The sequence below is a fragment of the Chryseobacterium sp. ERMR1:04 genome (assembly GCF_001297705.1).
GTDB lineage: Bacteria > Bacteroidota > Bacteroidia > Flavobacteriales > Weeksellaceae > Chryseobacterium.
Genome location: NZ_LIRF01000008.1, coordinates 145212 through 167507, shown reverse-complemented (window position 1 = coordinate 167507; position 22296 = coordinate 145212). Strand labels below are relative to the sequence as shown.

Sequence of the window (22296 nt, the reverse complement as noted above, 5' to 3'; positions counted from 1 at the left end):
TAACATTCATATACAGTTAACTTTCAATTAGTTTCTTTGCATAAAACTATGAAAAGAGATATTGAGTTAGTTGTTATTTCGGATGTTCATTTGGGAACTTATGGATGTAAGGCTAAAGAATTATTAAGATATCTAAACTCTATTCAGCCTAAGATTTTAGTTTTGAATGGTGATATTATCGATATCTGGCAATTCAAAAAGTCTTACTTCCCTAAACCTCATTTGAAGGTGATCAAGAAAATTCTTTCCTTGGCCACCAAAAATACTGATGTTTACTATATCACAGGGAACCACGACGAGATGTTCCGGAAGTTTACCGATTTTCAATTGGGTAAACTTAAAGTCTGCAATAAAATTTGTTTGAATATTGATCAAAAGAAAACATGGATCTTTCATGGGGATGTTTTCGATGCATCTGTTCAACATTCTAAATGGATCGCTAAATTAGGGGGAAAAGGGTACGATTTATTAATTGTAATCAATAATGTTGTAAATTGGTTCTTAGATAAAATGGGGAAAGAGAAATACTCATTTTCAAAAAAGATCAAAAACAATGTGAAAAAAGCAGTGAAATATATCGGTGATTTTGAATTGACGGCTTCTGAGCTGGCTATTGATAATCATTATGACTATGTTATTTGCGGACATATTCACCAGCCTCAAATTCGTGAAGTCATCAATAAAAAAGGATCTTGTACTTATTTAAATTCCGGAGATTGGATAGAAAATTTATCTGCTTTGGAATATAATGAGAAAGAATGGAAGATCTTTTATTATGATGAGCATAAACATTTGTTGAAAGATGATGAAGTTGAAGAAATTCAGGATATGGATAATTCTGAGCTTTTAAAAATAGTAACCAATTTTTCCTAAATGAAAATCTTATACGCATTTCAGGGTACCGGAAACGGGCATGTCGCAAGAGCGCAGGAAATTATTCCCCTTCTTAAAAAATACGCTTCGGTTGATACATTAATCAGCGGGCATCAATCGCAATTAAAGGCTGATTTTAACATTAACTTTCAACATAAAGGTATTTCCCTTCTTTATAACAAAACCGGAGGATTATCCTATCGAAAAACGTTTGTAGAGAATAAGTTTTTTGAAGCAATAAAAACGATTAGGGAGCTAGAGTTAAAACAGTATGATTTAATTATTAATGATTACGAACCTTTAACGGGCTGGGCGAGTAAACTCAAGAAGCTTCCTATGATCGAATTAAGCCATCAGGCATCTATGAGTTTTGCTGAAACTCCAAAGCCGGATAAGAAAGATTTTCTAGGAGAGATGATTCTGAAATACTACGTTCCCAGTGAAAGGAAGATAGGTTTTCATTTTGAAAATTATCACCCACAAATCAAAAAACCTGTTATTAGACATAAAATCAGAAACCTTAATCCTGATAAAAAAGGGTATTATCTTGTGTATTTACCGAGTTTTTCTGATGAAAATATCATTAAAGTTTTAGAACAGATTCCTGTTGAATGGAAAGTATTTTCAAAGCACAGTAAAATTCAGGTTAAAGTGAAAAATGTGGAGGTTTTCCCGATTGATGAAATTCAATATTTAAAATATTTCGAAAACTGCGAAGGTATTTTGTGCAACGCCGGTTTTGAAACTCCTGCAGAGGCCCTTTTCATGGATAAAAAATTATTCGTTATTCCTATTCATAATCAATATGAGCAGGAATGCAACGCTTGTGCTTTAGATAAAATGGGAATTCCGAATTCTAAAATTTTAGCATTAAATGAGATAATGGACTGGGTAGCTTCTGATCATCATCTTAAAGTAAACTACCCGGATAATATTGAGGATATATTGGTGAATGATGTTTTAATTCTTTAAAAAGATGTCATCTACATCACTCATTCTCGTCATTACAGCTCTTGCGTAAGAACAGTGTGGATAAACCTTCCAATTATTTTCTCGTGAGAATTTGATGGCTTCCTCAACCAAATATTTCCCCATTCCTCTGCCTTCAAATTCAGGGTGAACTAAAACGAAGGAAATGATTAATTTATCATCTTCGGGAAAAATGGTGTAGGTCAATCTTCCTATTTCTTTGATTTCGTTATTTAGCGTAAGAACTCCGCCGTTTCCGGATTTATTGTTTTCAAATTTCATAAGTAAGGCTTTGTTGATTAAATACAAAAACTGCACCGACTTGAGGTAGTTAATTGTAAATGGTCAATTCGATTCTCTTGTCAGTTTTTTTGTATTGAAAATAATTCACAATTCACTTGCGAAGCAAAATTGACAATTCACATTTTTAACTATCCTTTCCTGTATAATAATTATAATCTTTAATGACAATATGGATAAACTGCCTTTCCGTCATTTTTGTAGCATCCACTTCAAGTTTTAAGATCCCTTTTATTTTATCAGAAAGTTTATTGATGATTTGTCTATCATCCACTCGTAATGCTTTGGTGTAATTGTCTTTGATAATTCTCATGTCGTTGTCGCTTAGAGCAATAACTTGAGGGAATGACGGGATGTAATCTTCATGAATGTTTTCTAGAATGGTATGGGAAATATTAATGGTATTTTTTAATGAAATTACTGCAGTTCCTGAAGCAATATCTCCTAAACGTTGATTGTTTTTAGAAACGATCATAGAAATTAAACCAACAACTCCGGCAAAAGAAGTATCAATTAATCTGAAAACCCAACGAATTAAATAATCTCCAAAACTTGCCTGATATCCATCAATTTTCACCACACGAATCTTCATTAATTTTTTTCCGGGAGTTTGACCTTCCATCAGGCTCTCCAAAACCACGGGATAAATATAGATAGGAAATGTAATTGCAATATAAATGGCCATTTGAGACCATTGATCGAGACCGTTTAATAAATAGCCCAGATCAAAAAAATTAAAAAATACATAGAAAGCAACGACTGCGTAAAGCACCTTTATTAAAAGATCAATGATGAATGCAAGCATCCTTTCTCCAACACTTGCGATGTTGAAATTAATATTTACATTTTGTGAAGTATTAATCGCAATTTGAGACATATTTTTTATTATTTTAGCCTTACAATTATGAGAGAGGTTTATTTCATTAAGCAAAATAAAGAAAAATGGTTGGGAATTGAACAGGTTATTCAAGGGAAAGTAAAAAAAAATCCTGATGACCTGTCTTCGCTGTATATCAACCTTATCAATGACCTTTCTTTTGCGCAGACCTATTACCCCAAAAGTAATACTACGGTTTATTTAAACCACCTGTCTTCTCAGATATTTCAAAAAATTTATAAGACCAAAAGAGTAGAGCAGAACAGAATTCTGTATTTTTTTGAAACCGAAGTGCCTTTGTTGGTCTATCAATACAGAAGATATTTAACGTATGCATTCTTGTTTTTCACTTTGTTTACTTTAATCGGAGTTCTTTCTGCGATTTACGATAAAGAATTTACGAATATTATTCTTGGTGAAAACTATGTGAATGAAACGATAGAGAATATTAAAAAAGGAAACGCTGTTGGAGTGTATCAAAGTGGTTCAACCTGGGGAAGTACCATTGGGATTATTTTTAATAACATCGGAGTTGGCGCAAAACTGTATATCTACGGAATTGCAGGTGGAGTAGGAACTTTATATGCTTTGCTTTCAAACAGTGTGATGTTGGGTTCTTTTCAGTATTTTTTCTACGATTATGGAGCGTTGAAAGACAGCGCAAGAGGAATTTGGCTTCACGGAGTTTTTGAGATTTTCGCCATGGTCATTGAGGCGATGTGCGGGTTGATCTTGGGAGCCTCTATTTTATTTCCAAAGACTTTTTCGAGATTTAATTCTTTTAAAAATGGCTTTAAAGATTCATTTAAAATATTTTTAAGTACCATTCCATTTACAATATGTGCAGGAATTATTGAAGGATATGTCACACGACATGCTTTAAAGATGCCGTTGATTTTGAATTTAATTATTATTTTCGGAACATTAGCGATCATAGGATTCTATTATATTATTTATCCGGCTATTGTCAACAAAAAAACTAACAACCCAATCAATGATGCAGTTTTATAAAAAAAGAGATTTCGGGACTTTTATAAGTGACAGTTTTACTTTTTTCAAACTATACGGTAAAAATTATTTCAAAAATTATATTTTACTGAATGGTTTGCTGATGATCTTCATGGTAACTGTATTTGTTTTAGGATACAAAGAATTGTTCTCACAATTGTTTGGTTCTAATCTTAATGGCGAGAGCTATTATTTGCAACAATATTTCGACAATAATGTGGGAATGCTCATTGTTGTCGGGATTCTCACCTTGCTTCTCTTTTTAATTTTAATGATCGTTAATTATCTGTTTCCGGTTTTTTATCTAAAAAGATTGGCGGAAGGGCAGGATAAGATTAAAACTGATGATATTCTAAGTGATTTTAAAAATAATGCAGGCAAAATTGGTAAGCTTTGTTTAGGCATGATGTTTATCGTTACACCGCTGTCATTCATTATAATGGGGTTTTCTTATGTGTTGGTTTTGATTGTCATTGGAATCTTTTTGATCTTGTTGGTTTTTCCTACATTATTTAATGTTGTAACATTTTTGATGTATGATTTTTTTAATTCTGATCGAGGTTTTTTTGAAAGTTTAAGCTATTCCATCCGATCTCAGTTTTCTTATCCAAACGGACGAGAAAAATCACCTTATTGGAAATATTGGGGATCAACGATTGTTGTTTCAATTATTTTATATGTTGTAACTTCAATTTTCACGCTTATTCCGATGCTGTTTTTTTTCGGATCACTTTTAACATCAACTCCGGATGCTAATTTTGAACAAAATCCGTTTACCGGAACTGCGGGAATATTTTTCTTTGTAATGTATGGAATCTCGATACTTGTGTCATTTTTCCTTTCAAATATGCTGTATGTGAATTCAGGATTAATGTATTATGACAGCAGAACAGACCTTCATCAAAAAGTAGAATTAGCAGAAATAGATACCATCGGAAGTAATGAATAAAATCTTTTTTTTCTTACTGATATTTTTCTCCTTTGAATTTTATTATGCTCAAAATGATCCACAACCAACGGTTATTGAAGAGTATATAGAAGATTCATTGAACACGGGACATTACAAAAATATGTATCGTGCAGATTCTGTATTGCTTAAAAATCCGGTTTCTGAAAACACGGTATATCCAAAAAAGTTCAAGGAAAATATTCAGTCGAGATACAAAGGAAATGAGTTTGATTATACAACGGTTAAACCAAAAGAATCTTTCTGGCAAAAGCTTTTAAGAAAAGTAGGTCAGATATTACAAAGTATTTTTGGTGATACTGTTTTCTCAAAATCCGGTAATATCGCTGGAATCTTAATTCGAATATTTGGAATTATTCTGGTCGGTTTTCTTCTCTATTTTATTGTTAAATATTTAATAGGGAAAGACGGGAATTTCATCTTTGGAAAAAAGAACAAGAAAGTAATAATTAAAGATGAAGAGCTTCATGAAAACATTCATGAGATTAATTTTCCGGAAAGTATTGCAACTTTTGAAAGGGCAGGAGATTACCGTTCGGCAGTTCGTTATCAGTTCTTATTTGTGCTTAAAAAATTAAGTGATAAAAAATCCATCAACTGGAATCCTGAAAAAACCAATAAAGATTATGTGGCAGAATTGAAGGCTCCCCATCTTAAAAATGATTTTTCTAATTTATCTTATATCTTCGAATACGTTTGGTACGGAGAATTCAGTATTGATGAACAAAATTATCAGAAATTCAAAACGCAATATCAAGCCTTTAAACCTTAATTAAACTCTTTTTACAATGAATAAAAGTTTCAAAATATATGCTGTAATTTTCATCGTTGTGATGGTTATTTTGGCGTTGCTTGAAGTGAACAAAAAAGAGGTTACAGATTGGCGTAAGAATTTTGATACGAATGAAAAATCACCTTTCGGATTATTTGTTTTTGATCATGAGGCGAAAGATCTTTTTAAAAATAAATTAAAAAAAATAGATCAGACTCCTTATGACTACTACAATACTCATAAAAAAGAAGCTCATAATATTCTGGTTGTAGAAACTGAGGTTGATAAAGAATCATGGAACAAGATCTTAGATCAGGTTTCTAAAGGTTCAGATGCGATGTTGATTGTTAGTAAAATTCCAAAAGAAATTTCAGACAGTATTGGATATTATGATTCGGACCTCTCTTTTGAAGATGAGAATGTTTTAAAACTGACGGATAAAAAATACCAGAATGATTTTCTTACATTAGATAAATTTCCTTCAGGCAGAGGTTTTTCTTTTATTAAACCACAGGTTGAAGTTCTTGGAAAAACAGTCGAAAAAAACAATTCAAATCAAGCCAATTTTATTAAAGTTAAATTTGGGAAAGGAAATATTTATGTTCATTGTGAGCCCCTTTTCCTGACGAATTATTACCTGCTGAAATCCGGAAACATAAAATATACACAAGATGTTTTTTCGTATCTTGATGACAAAGAAACACTTTGGTTCGTAGAAAGCAACGCACAAGTATCTCGTTTCTTTATGAGATTTATTTTGTCTAATCCTGCCTTGAAATATGCTTGGTGGGTGCTTTTAGGAGGGTTGGTATTATTTGTTTTCTTTAATGCAAAAAGAAAGCAGCGTATCGTTCCTGTGATTGAACCATTGAAAAATACTTCGGTAGATTTTGTAAAAAGCATAGGGAATCTCTATCTTCAGGAAGGCGATTTTCATGATATGATGGCGAAAAAAGCACAATATTTCCTGAATAAGGTAAGATTAGATCTTCTCATTGATACCCAAAATCTGGATGAAGAATTTGCGAAAAAGCTTCAGTTAAAAACAGGAAAAACAATTGAGATGATTAATGAAGCCATTAATCTGATCAAAAAAGCGCAAGATCCTTATGCGAGCGTGATGAAAGAAGATCTGGCAAGAATGAATAAATTGCTGGACGAAATAATTTAAATGTAACAATCTAAAAATATAACAATGTAACAATTTCGTGCTAATTGATATACTGTTAAATTAAAACAATATGGAAAACCTTGAAAACGAAAACATAGAAAATCAGAGTTCGATAAATCTCGAGAAAAAAGAAACCGATTTTCAATCTCGAATTGATATGATTGAACTTCGTACAAGTTTAGATAAAGTAAAATCTGAAATTGGAAAAGTGATTGTAGGTCAGGAAAGTATGGTAGAACATCTTTTGGCTGCCCTTTTATCCAACGGCCACGTTCTAATCGAAGGGGTTCCCGGAGTTGCAAAAACGATTACAGCAAAATTATTGGCCAAAACCATTGATGTAGGCTTCAGTAGAATTCAGTTTACCCCGGATTTGATGCCTTCTGATATTTTGGGAACATCCATTTTCAATGTCAAAAATTCTGAATTTGAATTTAAAAAAGGTCCGATTTTCTCCAACTTTATTCTGATTGATGAGATCAACAGATCGCCTGCGAAAACTCAGGCTGCGATGTTTGAAGTGATGGAAGAAAGACAAATTACGATGGACGGGATTCGCTATGTTATGGAGGAACCGTTTTTGGTAGTTGCCACACAAAACCCAATTGAGCATGAAGGAACATATAGGCTTCCGGAAGCGCAGTTAGATCGTTTTCTATTCAAAATAAATGTAGGTTATCCTAATCTTGAGCAGGAAATTACGATCATTAAAAATCAGCACGAAAGCAAAAGAGAAGATAAAACAGAAGCGGTAAACCGTGTGGTTACCGCACAGCAATTGAAAAGTTATCAACAATTGGTTAAAGAGATCATCGTTGAGACTCATTTGATAGAATATATTGCGAAAATTATTATTAATACAAGAGAAAATCAGTTCTTGTATTTGGGCGCTTCACCAAGAGCGAGCTTAGCTTTATTAACAGCTTCAAAATCTTTTGCAGCGTTAAGAGGACGAGATTTTGTAACACCGGAAGACATTAAAGAAGCAAGTTATGCAGTTTTGCGTCACAGAGTAATTGTTTCTCCTGAAAGAGAAATGGAAGGCTTAACCGCTGATGAAATCATCCGACAAATATTAGAAGGAATAGAGATTCCGAGGTAGGTTATAGGTATTAGGGTTTAGGACTTAGTTATCCACAAAGTTTTAAAGCTTATCACCTACTGCTTACAGCTTATCACCTATGAAAAATTTATACATAAACACTCGCTTTTTCATTGCGCTCATCGGAGTGGGGATTTTGTATGTCTTAGCATTTTTCTTTCCTGTTGTAATGATGGTGGCTCATGCTGTTTTATTGATTTGTTTTCTTGCAGCAATGGTGGATTCTCTATTGCTTTTCAACCAAAAAGATGGAGTGCTGGCACAAAGAATTTTACCGGAAAAATTATCCAATGGCGATGAAAATCCCGTGAAAATTGATGTTAAAAATAATTATGGATTTAAAATCTCTACTAAAATCATTGACGAAATACCGTTTCAGTTTCAGAAGAGAGATTTTGTAATCAGAAAAGAGATAGAGTCAGAAAGAAATACTTATTTTCAATACACGTTAGAACCAAAGGAAAGAGGTGAATATAATTTTGGGAGTTTAAATATTTATGCCTCGTCCCCGATAGGGTTTATTTCAAAGAGATTTAGGTTTCAGAAAGATGCTAATTTAGCTTCATATCCATCATTTGTGCATCTTAGAAAGTATGAATTAATGGCCCTTCAAAGCGAATTCTTGATGGGCGGAATTAAAAAGATCAGAAAGCTGGGACATACCATGGAATTTGAGCAGATCAAAGAATATGTTCCCGGTGATGATATCAGAACGATCAATTGGAAAGCGACCTCTAAAACAAATCGTTTAATGGTTAATCAATATCAGGATGAAAAATCCCAACGTATTTTTATGTTGATTGATACGGGAAGAACCATGAAAATGCCTTTCAACGGATTAAGTCTTTTGGATTATTCAATCAATGCGACAATGGCTTTGTCTCATATTATTTTAAAGAAAGGCGATCGTGCGGGAATGATGACATTCTCAAAGAAAACCGAAAATAAAATTGCGGCAGAGAATAAATCGGGTCAGCTTAAAAAGATATCAGAAGCGCTTTATAATATCAATACCAACTTTTTTGAAAGTGATTTTAACAGATTATATCAGGATGTAAAATATTCCATCAATCAAAGAAGTTTAATTTTATTGTTTACTAATTTTGAAACCCTGGACGGACTCAACCGCCAATTGAAATATCTCCGTGGAATTGCAAAAAACCATTTATTGGTTGTGGTGTTTTTCAAAAATGCAGAACTTCACACGTTGATCAATAAAAATCCGGAAAATATGCAAGAGATCTATGATGAAATTATTGCTGAGAAATTTGAGTTTGAAAAGAAACTTATCATCCAGGAACTTCGTAAATATGGCATTTATACGGTATATACACTTCCTGAAAATTTAAATATTGATGTTATCAATAAATATTTAGAGATAAAAGCGAGAGGAATTTTATAATTTTGTAAAGATTAAATAATTAATAAACGCTTCAACTCCGCTCAGAATGACACTGGTTAACACTGTGCTTTTTAACAGATCATATTAGAATGGTCATGCTGAGGAAAGTTGGAGTATCTTAAATAAATTCAACAAATGAAGATTACACTTAACAGAATAAACGACGATTTTTTATTTGAATGTACCAATTCTCAAGGGAATTCTATTCTTTTGGATAATACCACACAACCAGGAGCGAAAGGAGTATCTCCTATGGAAAGTGTTTTGATGGCGGTTGCAGGATGTAGCGGAATAGATGTAGTTTCTATTTTGAAAAAACAAAGACAGGAAATTACAGGTTTTCAGGCAGAAGTAGAAGGAGAAAGGGTTCAGATAGAGGATGCGAAACCTTTCAAAAGCATTAATGTGAAGTTTTTGCTGGAAGGAAATATTGATCCTAAAAAAGCGCAAAAAGCAGCAGAATTATCTTTCGATAAATACTGTTCAGTTTCTAAAACCTTAGAACCGAATGTAGAAATAGGATATGAAGTTTATGTAAACGGAGAGAAAATTTAATTTTCCTTTTACCTTATTAATAAAAAAACCGGACGCAGCGTCCGGTTTTTTGTTGATTAATTATTAGCTGTTGTATTATTTTTTAATAATTTTTGTGCTTTTTAACGTACCGTCTTTCAATGTTAATGTTAAAATATAAACTCCTGTTTTCAGACTTTCTAATGGTAATCCTAAAGAAGGATTTTCAAAAGTTCTTACCGTAATTCCTGAAAGGTCAGTAACCACAGCACGTTTTATATTATCTGATTTTTCAATGTTTAAAACATCAGTGAAAGGATTAGGATAAACGACTAATTGCTTTTCAGCTTTTACCTCGTTTGTCGCTAAGTTTAAAGGTTCCAAAGTTACCGTTACAGTCCATGAATTATTATCTACTTTATTATAATTTGCATTACAGTCGGCTCCGCCATAAGTTCTCCATGCTCTAAGCTCAAAATTCACATTTCCTGTAAGATCATTGGCTAAAGTTAGCCCGGTTCTATTATAAGAAGACGTTCCTCCATTGTTTCCTCCACCGGAAGTAACAGATGCTTCTGTTGTATTATTATTTGTGCAAACCAACAAACTTTTTTGTTCAGCAATCCACCCATCACTCGCAGTTGTCATTGTGTAAGAAACATCAGTAGATTTTATCTTATAACCTACCGGAACGCTTACGGTAAGAGTTGCAGGACAATTGGTAGTGGAAGTGGTAGAAACTGTATTATTATACATTGTATTGATATCTCCACCTGTATATGTAGTAGGAATTTGTCCTGTTGTAAATTGTTTCATTTTCCAGAATCCTTGGCTAGATCCACAGTTTGTTCTTACCCAGAAATAATAGGTTTGTCCCAATGTAAGATTGGATAAATTTACTGTTGTAATACCCGCCGGCACACTTCCCGAAGGAGTTGTTGTAGCTGTAGGTGGGGTTGTAGATGTCGTGTAATAATATTGATATCCAGCCGCAGGAGGATTGCTAGGTGCAGTCCAGTTTAATACTGCAGATGTCATTCCTGTTGTTGGAGTAATATTGGTAGCAGCACCACAAGAGTTATAAGCATCCGCAGAGAATGCAAAAATATTGGGAACACCTCCTGATACTTTGGTTACCGTTACACTTTGAATATTTTTTGATTGATTAGCTGTGATAATTGCTAGAGGAACTTGATATATCCTCGGATTAGTACCCCCTCCGGATTCTAAACCGTCATTATTAAGATTAACTCTTCCAATTCCCTGAATAGCATAATTACTGCCTCCATACCAATCCGAAACAGGTAATCCTGCGAAAGCTTGTGAACTACCGTCTGAGAAATTTACAGTAGCATCTACAATACACGATCCACTTCCTCCAGTTATCAGCATATATAAACTGATTGCCGGAATAGGAGTTGAAAAAGCAAGAGTTCCGCTGCTTCCTGCATTTTGTAGTCTTAATGAATTGTTTGCGCTGTAAGAAGCCATCTGATAAGTCAGACCTGAGGTTGATGCTACCGCAGAATTTATGGTTCCGTTGATGGGAAGTCCATAGGTAAGTGGAGTACTTGAAGAGGTGGCTTGGAAATCTCTGGATATAAAGGCGTAATTTACACCATCAACATCACTGTTTGTGGATGAAGTGGAAGATCCGACACCGTTGGCAATGACGTCAGCATTGAATCCACTTTGAATAGTGAGTGGCTGATAATCTTGAGCTTTAATTTGATTAATAAATAGGCTGGATAGTACCAAGCCAGTAATAGGTAGTAGTTTTGTTCTCATAAAAGATTGTTGCTTTTTGTTATGCTAATATAGGTAATATGTTGTAAATAATTCAATATTTAATGATATTTGATGTTAATTTTAGATGAGGATGTTGTTTTTAGATTGTTGAATTACATTATGCTTATAATGGGTTGAAAAATAAAATTCCCCTTACTAAATGAAAGGGGAATGTATTTAAAATATTTTTTTTAGTTTTTGATAATCTTTTTCATGAGTACCTCTTTTTCGGTGATTATTTTAAAAATGTATACTCCCGAAATTGCACTGTGAATTGAAAGCTTTGTATGTTGAGAATTAATACCTATTTGCTTCTGAACAATTCTTCCCTGAGCATCGTAGATTTCAATAGAATTGATTTTAGAATCTGCAGTAATGTTTACGTCTCCTTTTGTCGGATTAGGATATATATTTACTGAGGTTTTATCTTTAGTGATGTCTTTAGAAGATAATGTTGCTCCGTCTATATTGGTAACCGCATCATTGGTTTCTATAGGGAAATTATAATCAAAATAGATATTTGCTTTATTGCTTACACTGTCACCCGAAGCCAAATTATTTTTAGATTTAATTTTCAAGGCAATATTTCCATGTGCAGCAGCGGCAAGGTTAATGTCTTTCATCATAAATTCTACTTTATTGCCATTAATTTTAGTGTAAGATTGATGTGAAGTGTTTTGCAATTGTAATGAAGAAATATCAAAATCATCAGGATTAATTTCCATTTCCACAACAATATTACTCGCTGGGGCTGTTCCTGTATTTTCAAAATTAACCATATAATGAAGGTATTTTCCTACCATTGATAATGGAATTGTATTTCCTTCAAGGCAAGTAATATCATTCGGATCATATGAGCCTACAACCGTTTGGTTATAAGTGAATTGATTGTCGTCTTGATTTGCATCTCCGGATAGTGGAGTTATGTTCGCTGAAAAATTAAGGATGTCCCCAATATGTACAGGATTTGTTGCGTGAGTAGGAGGGTTTATATTGAATGTAATTTCAGAAGCAGTATTAGCATAAGGCTTTAAATTGGTGAAATTGAATGTTACCTGATTTCCTGAAATCGAAGAAGGCAATACTGAAGATAGGAAACTCATTTTAGAATTATTAAAATTAATACTCACACTTCCTGAAAGCGTAGTATTTCCTTTATTTCTCCAGATCACTTTATAAACAGCATCAAAGCCAGGTCTTGCATCTGTAACTGGAGCAAAAACTACTTCCAGATCTTTTACATTCCCATTTTTAGTTACGCAAATATTTTGTGTTGAAATATTGTTGTTGCTGTCTGCGAAGTTTGTAGTGAAAGTTGATGGTGTCACGGTGTAAAGTGATGGATTTTCTGGTTCTGCGGTTACAGTAAAATCTCCTGCTTGGGTAAAGAAATCATATTTTCCATCATTTTTAACGAAGGTCTCTTCTGTTGTTGTTCCGTTATTCACTTTAAGTTTTAGATGTTGGAAAGCCTCATCATTAGTATCGCAACCATTGTTGGTTTCATCAAATTTTACGGTTCCAGTAATAGTGTTGTAATTACCGCCTGGGGTGAAATTACAGTAGGTGTTTATATTACAATTGTATCCATATTGACTAATAAGCGCTTGTAAATCATTTATTTCTACGTCATCACAGCAGATATAATGTAAGTTTGGATTACCAGATAAATCTGTATAGGGTGTGACCTCTGTTATATTATTTTTAAGTATTAATGTTGTAAGATTATTATTACTAAGGTCTAACAATTCTGTATATGTGGTGTAGCCATCATGATAATACTTACTTAAGTCTACTGACGTTAATTGGTTGTTTGATCCTTTAATACCAAGTAGAGCAGATATATTATCTAAGTTGATATTGGTGAGATTGTTATATGAAAAATTAATTTCATTCATACTATGTACGCCAGCAATGTTTAGAGTTTGTAATTGATTATGGCTACAATCCATAAGACCTACAGGATAGGCGCTTAATATATCTTTTAGCATAGAAGCATCCAGAGAAGTCAATTGATTGTAACTACAATCTAAATAGCCTAGATTATTGTTATTTGTAAGATTTAGACTGGATATTTGATTATGGGCGCAGTTTAAAAACTCGAGTAAAGTGAGATTGTTTACAGCTAATGATGATATTTGATTGTTACTACAATCCAAATATTTTAAAGGTAAATTCTGTAGATTTAAATTTATCAAAAGATTATTATTGCATTCTAATTTTTCAATTAAAGGTATGTTAGCCAGTATTAAATTTGTTAGCTGATTATTGTTAAAACTAAGATTCTTTAATTTTGGTAAATTCTGAAAATCTACTGAAGCTAATTGTCCATCGCTGTAGTCAAAGTTTATTAAATTCGGCAGATCATGAACTACAAGTGTAGTGAGATTATTTTTACCACATGTAATAGTTTCTAAAGCTTGTAAATTCAAAAAATCTAGATTGGTTAGAAAGTTATCACTGCAATTAATTGTTTTTAGATTGGGCAAATTTGGTAAGCTTAATGCTGTGAAGCTACATTTTCTGATGTCGAGATTTGTAAAATTAGTACAGCCTGTTAAATTAATATTATTTATAGAATATCTATTTTCATAAGAGTTTCCATTGTGCAAAATAATATTTGATAATGAAGAATTGTTTTGTAGATTAATTGACTGTAATTGATAAGTTCCTTTTATGTCAAAAACATTTAGTAATGGGCAGTTGGATGCATTTATATGAGTTAAATTCTGTCCTTGCCAATCGTATAAACAATGTAGAATCTGTAAACTCTCTAATTTCGGTAAATTGCTCACATCCAGTGTGGTTAGATTTAATTCATAAGTAGTTATTTGTCTTAATTTAGGACAGTTCTGTACATTAAGTGAAGACAACATTGTACTTTGTTGATAACAATCAGAATGATAAAAAACTACAGAATCTAAGTTTTGGAGATTACTTGTACTTAGATCTATACTGTTACATTTTGGAATACCTCTTATGTTTTTTAAATTAATACAATTGATAACATTGATTGTATTAATAAACGATGTTACTTTTAAGTCTATTAAATTCGTACAGTCTTGTACATTTAAATCTGTAATATTTCCACCAATAATAGAAATAAGATTTGGGCAGTTATGTGCATCTAAGTTTACATTATATTTATTAAGGGTAAGAGTTTTTAAATTCTGTAAATTGGAAACGTTTAAAGTATTGCTAATTGTATTAGTGCTATATTCCTTAAGAGTTATATTATCTAATGCATTACATCCTTGAAGTAGTAAAGTATTTAAATTAATATTTTCAATATAAAGAGATTTTAAAGAAATGAAGTTATTCAAATTTATGGTTCCTATACTAACAGTAGGAGTTCCATAAACGTCATTGTATCCAATTAATTTAACATCCTTTAATCCTGTGCATCCAGTAAAAGTAAAATTAGGGGATGCAGATATAAGACCTGTTTTGAATATTTGTAAAGCTGTACAATTAGAGACATTGATATCATGATTAAGATTACCTTTAAAATCTATAGATAGGTCTATGTTTTCTAAATTTGTCATATTAGATAAATCAATCGAGCCGGTATAGTAATTTGTATTTCCAGTTTCTAACTTAAATGTTTTTAAAGCAGTAAAGTTTTTAATACCATGTATGGAGGTTATAGTTGTATATGGAATACCAGCATTTCCATTAAATAGTATATTTAACTCACTTACCTGATTTGCCTCACTCTGTTGTATTTGCCCATCGCCGTTAGCGTCAATAGCAAAATAGTTTCCATTTAAATCTTTGGCAACTGTGTTATTAGCTGATGAAGATAGCAGTTTAGCTTTAAAATTAGCATCAGGAATGTAGATGTTTTGCGCTTTCATTCCCATGCTAATCATTAAGAAAGAAAGTAAATAAAATAATTTTGTTTTCATAATATTATAATGTATTGTGTGTTTTTAATTTTAATCATGCCTGAAATTACAGACATGATTTTATAGTTTCCAAGTAGCTAGAGCCTTAGTTTTTAATTATTTTTTTAATAAGTGTTTCTTTTTCTGTAATTATTTTGAAAATATAAGTTCCCGAAATTGCACTGTGAATTGAAAGCTTTGTATGCTGAGAATTAATACCTATTTGTTTCTGAACAATTCTTCCCTGAGCATCGTAGATTTCAATAGAATTGATTTTAGAATCTGCAGTAATGTTTATCTCTCCTTTTGTAGGATTAGGATAAACGTTTACTGAGGTTCTATCTTTAGTAACATCTATTTTTGATAATACAGGTCCTGTTGTATTACAATCTGTATAAACTACACAAGTAGTATTGCCCATCAAATCTAATTGATCCTGCACAGCTGTGGCCTCACTCGCATCACAACAGATAAATTGACTTGGGGATGAACCCCCAAAGTCAATAAAATAATCAATAAAATCATTAACTCCGTTTTTTATATACATTCTTTCTAGTACTGAAGACAATACTAAAATAGATTGCATATTGGGACAATTATTCACATTTAAACTTTTTAGATAAGCGTTACTGTTGATAGCGGTTACATTACTATCGTAAAACTCATTGTAATTATAATCTTTTACAAGAATAGTTTGTAATTTTTGATGTCCGCTAAAATCCAGATCGACGAATTTATTATACCCGAGCGCTATAAGCTCTACATTTGGAATGTTATGAATATTTAGTGTTGCCAGATTATTATTATAGATATGCAGTTTTTTTAACTTGTTTGAACTCCCTTCAATACTTGTGATCAAGTTAGAATTACAGTCTAATATTTCTACACTTGGCATTTTAGATAAGTCTACATTTGTAATTTTGTTGGCCGTTACAGATAATGCTTTGATATTTGGACTGTTATCCATTAAAATATTATCTGTGGTTGTAAGTAAACCTTTATAGGCTATAATTTCTTGTAAGTTTGGACAATTTTCCACATTTAGATTAGTAAGACTTGTTCTTGCAACATTGGTGGAAATTAAATTCGTGCAACCTTCTAAATTCACATCTCTTAAAGCCAGTTTTTCTGGTGATGAAATGTGGTTTGGACCGAAATAATCTTGATGGTTATGATTAAATTGAGTGAGAGAAATACAATTTTTTAGATTAACAGTTTCTAAAGCACTTTGAAAACTCAAATCAATATTTATAAGAGATGTACAGTTTTCCCCTTTTAAGTATTTCAACCTAATTCCTTGTTTGGGTAAGCTATGCGGTGTAAAAGAATTGTTTTGAATGCTTATTTCTAGGCTAGTCAAATTGGCCATATTGCTTATATCAATTCCTCTTAAAGGATTATCATTAAAAGATATAGTTTCTAGATTTGGAGAACCTTTCAAATCTACATCATATAAACTACCCCAATAATAGAATGTTGTTTGCCCCATATTTTCTAGCCCGCCGCCATCACATTTGATTTTTTTCAAATTAATCATTCCGTAGGTATTGATAGAGCTTAAAGATGTAGGAGTAGTAGGATACGATTCATTCAAATCCAATTCTTTGATTTGAGAAAGCTCAGACAATTGTAAAATACCATCTCCGTTTGCGTCAATTTTAAAATATTGATTGCTAAGATTTTTTGCAACCATATTAGATGAGGATGAATAAAGTAATGCTGCTTTAAAAGCCGGATCAAGATAGGGTATTGTACTGATGGTTTGTGAAATACTTCCTGTGGAAGGTAAAATATCAGAACTGTCTTTTAAAACTTCCGTTAATGCAGGATTGTTCGAAACATTAAGGGTTTGAATATTGTTTGAATGTGCATCAACAAAAGACAAGCCTGAAAGCTGATTTCCGGATACATTAAGAGTAATAAGATTTGGTAAATTTGATACGTTAATATAAATAAGGCTGTTATTAGCTAAATCAATATTTTTTATACTTGGAGAATATTGAAAATAAGCACCAGAGATATTGTTATTGTTGGCAATAATTGTCTGTAGACTTTCAAGGCCCTGTAGTTCTAATCTTTGAATGGTATTATTGGAGCAGTCAAGTTTTACAAGATTTCTGAATTGAAATATTCCGTCAAGCTGATATATATTAGAATTTGATAAATTTAGTTCACTTACTTTTTCAGCTTCGTCTTTACTAATATCTCCATCAGCATTTGCATCTACTGCAAAATAATTTCCGTTAAGATCTTTTGCGATGGCATTTCCGGAGGATGAAGCAACTAGTTTTGCTTTGAAATTTCCTTCTAAATCCAAACTTTGCGCTTTCATTCCCATGCTAATCATTAAGAAAGAAAGCAAATAAAATAATTTTGTTTTCATAGTATTATAATGTATTGTGTGTTTTTAATTTTTACTCTTTTAAGGTAAAGTAATAGGAGCTTGATACAATTATATCAAGAAAATAAATACAGAATTTATTGTATAATTAAGGGCCTTAAATATACTTTTTTGAAAGTGAAAAGAGGCTCAGCTTTAAGAAGTGAAAAGAATATGGAGATATTCTTATTCTGAATTCCTAATAAGTAAATTAGGAAAGTAAAAGGTAATTTTATTTTCATCTTGTGTGTTTGTGTTTACAAATATAATTAAATTAATAATATCAGACAGGAATATAATTTTTCATGTTAGTTTATTGATTTATTGATGAATGAGTGTAGTAAAAAAGCCCCTTAAAAAAGAGGCTTATCATGATATCATATTCTTGATTTCATTAATTTGGCTACCGTGGCAGTCCATCCTGTTTGGTGAGAGGCGCCAACTCCACGACCGTTATCTCCGTGGAAATATTCAAAGAAAGTAATATAGTTCTTGAAATTTTCATCATAATTAAAGGTAGAATTTCCACCATTGAAAGCACGCGCTCCATTTTCGTCTTTTAAGAAGATAGAACAAAGCCTGTTGCTGATATTTTGGGCTACTTCATCAAGGTTTCTCTTATCTCCGCTTCCGGTTGGTAATTCAACTTTTAAACTGTTTCCATAATAAAAATGAAAACGTTGTAAACTTTCAACGATGAGAAAATTAATAGGAAACCAGATTGGTCCTCTCCAGTTGCTGTTTCCTCCAAACATTCTGCTGTCACTTTCTGCAGGAGTATAATAGACCCAGTTTTCTCTGCCATGCACAGAGAATACAAAAGGATTTTGTTCATATACTTTAGACATCGCCCGGATGCCGTAAGAACTTAAAAATTCATTTTCATCAAGCATTCTCGTTAGTACTTTAGACAATCTGTTTTTACGCAGAATACTCATCAGATGCTTTCTTCCTTGGCCTTCTTCTTCCCAGTGAGAAACAAGCTTTGTTAATTCAGGTTTGTTTTTTAAAATCCATTCCATCCTTTTTGTGAAATTGGGCATTTTATCCAATAAGTGATGATCAATAACTTCTACTGCAAATAAAGGAATTAAACCCACAATACTTCTCAAACGTAAAGAAACACTTTCGCCATTTCCTAGCTGTAACACATCATAGAAAAATCCGTCTTCTTCATTCCATAAACCTTCTTTACCGTCTCCCATGTTTTCCATGGCTTCGGCGATATAAAGATAGTGTTCAAAGAATTTGATGGCCATATCTTCATACACTTGATAGTATTGAGCCAGCTCCATTGCCATTCTCATCATATTAAGCGCATACATTGCCATCCAGCTTGTTCCATCGGCTTGCTCAAGGTGTTGACCGTCTTTTAATTCCATATTTCGGTCAAAAGCACCAATGTTATCGAGGCCTAAGAAACCACCTCCGAAAATATTATTACCGCTTTTATCTTTTCGGTTAACCCACCAGGTAAAATTGAGCAATAGTTTTTGAAAAACCTTTTCCAGGAATAAAAGATCTGGTTTTCCGTTTGTTTTTTCATCGATTTTAAAAACCCTGAAACAAGACCATGCGTGAACTGGCGGATTTACATCACTCAAATTCCATTCATAAGCAGGAAGTTGCCCGTTCGGATGCATATACCATTCTTTGGTTAACAATAAAAGTTGATTTTTTGCAAACTCAGCATCGATGATAGCAAAAGGAACACAGTGAAAAGCAAGATCCCAAGTCGCATACCAAGGGTATTCCCATTTATCAGGCATGGAAATAATGTCTTTGTTGTGCATGTGATTCCATTCTGTATTTCTTACATAATTGTTGAAATCTCTTGGAGCATGAAAATTAGGATCACCTTTTAGCCATTTTCCGACGTTATAATGATAAAATTGTTTGTTCCAAAGCAATCCGGCAAAGGCTTGTCTCTGTACATTCTTTTCATCTTCGGTACTTACATCTTGTTGAATTTCGTCATAATATTCATTAGCTTCGGAAATTCTTGCATTAAAAATTTCATCAAACTGATGGAAGGGTTCATCTGTTTCATGTGGAGATAATCTGAAATCAAACGTTTTAGATTGTCCGGCTTCAATTATTTCATCAATGATAAAAGAAGCTTTACTCCCTGTTTTCTCAGGATTTACGGTATTACTTCCATAAATGATATGATCATTAATACCATCTTTATAATAGGTGTTTCCTGAATAAAGAGCTCCATATAATTTGGGTGCATTCGTTTCATTCTCACAAAATACACTCTTTGAATTATTGTTTCTTGAATAGAATTTTTTTATAGAAATACTGTCATGATGGATGTCGATACAGCCATCATTAGAAGCATTCAACTGTCCTTTATACGTATTGTAACCCCATTTCCAGTTGTTTCTAAACCAAGCTGTAGGAGCAACTATAATAGGAGCGTCCTGATGGCTTCTGTTACAAACAGTAACTCTCACTAGAATATCCTCATGGTCTGCTTTACAGTATTCAATAAAAATATCGAAATATTCATTGTTGTTAAAGATTCCGGTATCAAAAAGTTCGTATTCCGGTTCTTTCTTGCTACGGTTTCCGTTCTCTGCAACAAGAATATCGTAAGGGAATTCGTTGATAGGATATTTGTACACCATTTTCATGTAACTGTGGGTAGGTGTATTGTCTAAATAGTAAAAAAGTTCTTTAATATCTTCTCCGTGATTTCCTTGGTGGTTGCTCAATCCGAAAAATCGTTCTTTAACGATCTTATCTTTTTTATTCCAGAAAGAAAGAGCGAAACATAAAAGTTGCTTTGGATCTGAGATACCGGCAATTCCTTCTTCTGCCCATCTGTAAGCGTAGCTTTCAGCTTTATCATGACTTGTAGATCCCCAGGCATTGCCGTCCGGACTATAATCTTCACGTACGTTTCCCCATTGTCTGTTGCTGACATATGGTCCCCAAGTTTTCCAGTTGTTATCTTGTAATCTTTGTTTTTCGACGCTCATATTTCATCACTTTTCCTTACGAAGGTAGGTTTTTTGAAAAATAATTCCAACATTTTGAATCTGAATAATATGTAACATATCCTTGAAACTCTTTTGTTTAAAGGCTTCCCGAGATTAAATTAAATTTATATAAATATTTAAAAGAAAAGTTCTATATTTGCAGTATTCGATCATTCACATATTGAAAATGTTATCAAGAAAGGTTGAGGGATTAGACCCTATGAAACCTTAGCAACCCTTCGCGCAAGCGAAGAAGGTGCTACGTTCTACCAAAGATTATTTTGGACAGATAACTCACTGAAGTTCTTTCAGCCATTCCTTATGGCATTTTCAAATTGTATTATCAAAAAGTATAATAGAATTGAAAACAGAACTAAACTATATTAATCTTTCGTATCAAACCAATTCCAATAAGGAATATAATATCTCGTTGAGCTACCAGCTTTTCGGGAAGGCCCTGTTTACAGCACCTATCATTTTAATTAATCATGCCTTAACTGGAAATTCAGATGTTTCCGGAGAAAAAGGATGGTGGAAAAAATTAATTGGTGAAAATCAGGTCATCGATACGAATCAATATACAGTTCTTTGTTTCAATATTCCCGGAAACGGCTATGATCATTTTTTAATTGATGAATATGAAGATTTCACGCCTTCAGATATTGCCAATATCTTTTTAAAAGGTCTTGAAACACTTAATATAAAAAACTTGTATGCCATTATTGGAGGTTCTTTGGGAGGAGGAATTGGCTGGGAAATGTTGGTTCAACAACCACAGCTTGCCGAAATTTTCATTCCCATTGCCTGTGATTACAGAACTCATGATTGGCTTCATGCACAATGCCTGGTTCAGAAGTTTTTGTTAAATGGAAATGATAAACCATTACAAAAAGCCAGAATTCATGCGATGTTGTGTTACAGAACACCAGAATCTTTAAACGATAGATTTCAAAACAGATACAATAAGGAAAAACAAACCCTGGAATCGGAAGATTGGCTTGTTTATCACGGAAATTCATTAAACGATAGGTTTAGTTTAAAAGCGTATAAACTAATGAACCACTTGTTAATGAATATTAATGCAGAAGAAGATAAATTAGAAAAAATCGAGGCACGAATGCACATGATCTCGGTAGATACAGATTTATTTTTTCCAGCTTCCGAGATCCGAACATGCTTTGAAAAGCTAAAAGAAAAAAAGGAAAATGTTTTCTATCACGAGATCAAATCAGTTCAGGGGCACGATGCCTTCTTAATGGAATACGAACAATTAAATAACATCATTAAAAATATTTTATAG

Annotated in this window: 16 protein-coding genes and 1 riboswitch; of the genes, 10 read left to right on the top strand and 6 right to left on the bottom strand. The window is 32.7% G+C overall.

Annotation, left to right across the window (positions count from 1 at the left end; translation table 11 throughout):
- Positions 1 to 48 precede the first annotated feature (48 nt).
- Positions 49 to 873: a UDP-2,3-diacylglucosamine diphosphatase gene (locus AMQ68_RS17975; RefSeq protein WP_054511993.1), complete on the top strand. Its 825-nt coding sequence runs from the start codon at positions 49 to 51 to the stop codon at positions 871 to 873.
- Positions 874 to 1845, top strand: a complete 972-nt coding sequence (locus AMQ68_RS17970; RefSeq protein ID WP_054511992.1) for a glycosyltransferase family protein — start codon at positions 874 to 876, stop codon at positions 1843 to 1845.
- Here the strand turns inward: AMQ68_RS17970 and AMQ68_RS17965 are convergent.
- Positions 1834 to 2124, bottom strand: coding sequence for a GNAT family N-acetyltransferase (locus tag AMQ68_RS17965; RefSeq protein ID WP_054511991.1), 291 nt, complete (start codon positions 2122 to 2124; stop codon positions 1834 to 1836). The genes AMQ68_RS17970 and AMQ68_RS17965 overlap by 12 nt on opposite strands.
- 145 nt (positions 2125 to 2269) lie before the next feature.
- Complete coding sequence (locus AMQ68_RS17960; protein WP_054511990.1) at positions 2270 to 3019, bottom strand: RDD family protein; 750 nt, start codon at positions 3017 to 3019, stop codon at positions 2270 to 2272.
- Between the two features lie 27 nt (positions 3020 to 3046).
- Between AMQ68_RS17960 and AMQ68_RS17955 the strand changes: the two genes are divergently transcribed.
- The 7 genes from AMQ68_RS17955 to AMQ68_RS17925 all read left to right on the top strand — a co-directional run bounded on the left by AMQ68_RS17955 (position 3047) and on the right by AMQ68_RS17925 (position 9996).
- Positions 3047 to 4030, top strand: coding sequence for a stage II sporulation protein M (locus AMQ68_RS17955; protein WP_054511989.1), 984 nt, complete (start codon positions 3047 to 3049; stop codon positions 4028 to 4030).
- Positions 4014 to 4976 carry a DUF4013 domain-containing protein gene (locus AMQ68_RS17950; RefSeq protein WP_054511988.1) on the top strand — a complete coding sequence of 321 codons (963 nt, stop codon included), beginning with the start codon at positions 4014 to 4016 and terminating at the stop codon, positions 4974 to 4976. The genes AMQ68_RS17955 and AMQ68_RS17950 overlap by 17 nt, the downstream gene beginning before the upstream one ends.
- Positions 4969 to 5766, top strand: a complete 798-nt coding sequence (locus AMQ68_RS17945; protein ID WP_054511987.1) for a DUF4129 domain-containing protein — start codon at positions 4969 to 4971, stop codon at positions 5764 to 5766. Before AMQ68_RS17950 ends, AMQ68_RS17945 begins: the two co-directional genes overlap by 8 nt.
- 16 nt (positions 5767 to 5782) lie before the next feature.
- Positions 5783 to 6937: a DUF4350 domain-containing protein gene (locus AMQ68_RS17940; RefSeq protein WP_054511986.1), complete on the top strand. Its 1155-nt coding sequence runs from the start codon at positions 5783 to 5785 to the stop codon at positions 6935 to 6937.
- A gap of 70 nt (positions 6938 to 7007) precedes the next feature.
- On the top strand, positions 7008 to 8039 hold the full coding sequence (locus AMQ68_RS17935) for a MoxR family ATPase (RefSeq protein ID WP_054511985.1): 1032 nt from the start codon (positions 7008 to 7010) through the stop codon (positions 8037 to 8039).
- 79 nt (positions 8040 to 8118) lie between these two features.
- On the top strand, positions 8119 to 9441 hold the full coding sequence (locus AMQ68_RS17930; protein WP_054511984.1) for a DUF58 domain-containing protein: 1323 nt from the start codon (positions 8119 to 8121) through the stop codon (positions 9439 to 9441).
- 135 nt (positions 9442 to 9576) lie between these two features.
- Positions 9577 to 9996: an OsmC family protein gene (locus AMQ68_RS17925; protein ID WP_054511983.1), complete on the top strand. Its 420-nt coding sequence runs from the start codon at positions 9577 to 9579 to the stop codon at positions 9994 to 9996.
- Positions 9997 to 10071: 75 nt separating this feature from the next.
- Here the strand turns inward: AMQ68_RS17925 and AMQ68_RS17920 are convergent, their stop codons facing one another.
- The 4 genes from AMQ68_RS17920 to AMQ68_RS17905 form a co-directional block, all read right to left on the bottom strand.
- Entirely contained in the window at positions 10072 to 11742 is a 1671-nt protein-coding gene (locus tag AMQ68_RS17920; protein WP_054511982.1) for a T9SS type A sorting domain-containing protein, read from the bottom strand.
- Positions 11743 to 11933: 191 nt separating this feature from the next.
- The gene (locus AMQ68_RS17915) at positions 11934 to 15650 is read right to left on the bottom strand and encodes a T9SS type A sorting domain-containing protein (protein WP_082384161.1); all 3717 of its coding nucleotides are present in this window, start codon (positions 15648 to 15650) and stop codon (positions 11934 to 11936) included.
- Positions 15651 to 15735: 85 nt separating this feature from the next.
- Positions 15736 to 18012, bottom strand: a complete 2277-nt coding sequence (locus tag AMQ68_RS17910) for a T9SS type A sorting domain-containing protein (RefSeq protein WP_082384154.1) — start codon at positions 18010 to 18012, stop codon at positions 15736 to 15738.
- Positions 18013 to 18386: 374 nt separating this feature from the next.
- On the bottom strand, positions 18387 to 20996 hold the full coding sequence (locus tag AMQ68_RS17905; RefSeq protein WP_054511979.1) for a glucosidase: 2610 nt from the start codon (positions 20994 to 20996) through the stop codon (positions 18387 to 18389).
- 187 nt (positions 20997 to 21183) lie between these two features.
- Positions 21184 to 21292, top strand: a riboswitch (SAM riboswitch).
- Between the two features lie 65 nt (positions 21293 to 21357).
- Between AMQ68_RS17905 and AMQ68_RS25710 the strand changes: the two genes are divergently transcribed.
- Positions 21358 to 22296 carry an alpha/beta fold hydrolase gene (locus AMQ68_RS25710; protein ID WP_054511978.1) on the top strand — a complete coding sequence of 313 codons (939 nt, stop codon included), beginning with the start codon at positions 21358 to 21360 and terminating at the stop codon, positions 22294 to 22296.

Bases quoted from the DNA above. Each gene is read 5' to 3' on its own strand.
- AMQ68_RS17975 (WP_054511993.1), top strand. From the start codon at position 49: ATGAAAAGAGATATTGAGTTAGTTGTTATTTCGGATGTTCATTTGGGA.
- AMQ68_RS17970 (WP_054511992.1), top strand. From the start codon at position 874: ATGAAAATCTTATACGCATTTCAGGGTACCGGAAACGGGCATGTCGCA.
- AMQ68_RS17960 (WP_054511990.1), bottom strand. From the start codon at position 3,019: ATGTCTCAAATTGCGATTAATACTTCACAAAATGTAAATATTAATTTC.
- AMQ68_RS17905 (WP_054511979.1), bottom strand. From the start codon at position 20,996: ATGAGCGTCGAAAAACAAAGATTACAAGATAACAACTGGAAAACTTGG.
- AMQ68_RS17915 (WP_082384161.1), bottom strand. From the start codon at position 15,650: ATGAAAACAAAATTATTTTATTTACTTTCTTTCTTAATGATTAGCATG.
- AMQ68_RS17925 (WP_054511983.1), top strand. From the start codon at position 9,577: ATGAAGATTACACTTAACAGAATAAACGACGATTTTTTATTTGAATGT.
- AMQ68_RS17930 (WP_054511984.1), top strand. From the start codon at position 8,119: ATGAAAAATTTATACATAAACACTCGCTTTTTCATTGCGCTCATCGGA.
- AMQ68_RS17920 (WP_054511982.1), bottom strand. From the start codon at position 11,742: ATGAGAACAAAACTACTACCTATTACTGGCTTGGTACTATCCAGCCTA.
- AMQ68_RS17965 (WP_054511991.1), bottom strand. From the start codon at position 2,124: ATGAAATTTGAAAACAATAAATCCGGAAACGGCGGAGTTCTTACGCTA.
- AMQ68_RS17910 (WP_082384154.1), bottom strand. From the start codon at position 18,012: ATGAAAACAAAATTATTTTATTTGCTTTCTTTCTTAATGATTAGCATG.
- AMQ68_RS17950 (WP_054511988.1), top strand. From the start codon at position 4,014: ATGATGCAGTTTTATAAAAAAAGAGATTTCGGGACTTTTATAAGTGAC.
- AMQ68_RS17940 (WP_054511986.1), top strand. From the start codon at position 5,783: ATGAATAAAAGTTTCAAAATATATGCTGTAATTTTCATCGTTGTGATG.
- AMQ68_RS17935 (WP_054511985.1), top strand. From the start codon at position 7,008: ATGGAAAACCTTGAAAACGAAAACATAGAAAATCAGAGTTCGATAAAT.
- AMQ68_RS17955 (WP_054511989.1), top strand. From the start codon at position 3,047: ATGAGAGAGGTTTATTTCATTAAGCAAAATAAAGAAAAATGGTTGGGA.
- AMQ68_RS17945 (WP_054511987.1), top strand. From the start codon at position 4,969: ATGAATAAAATCTTTTTTTTCTTACTGATATTTTTCTCCTTTGAATTT.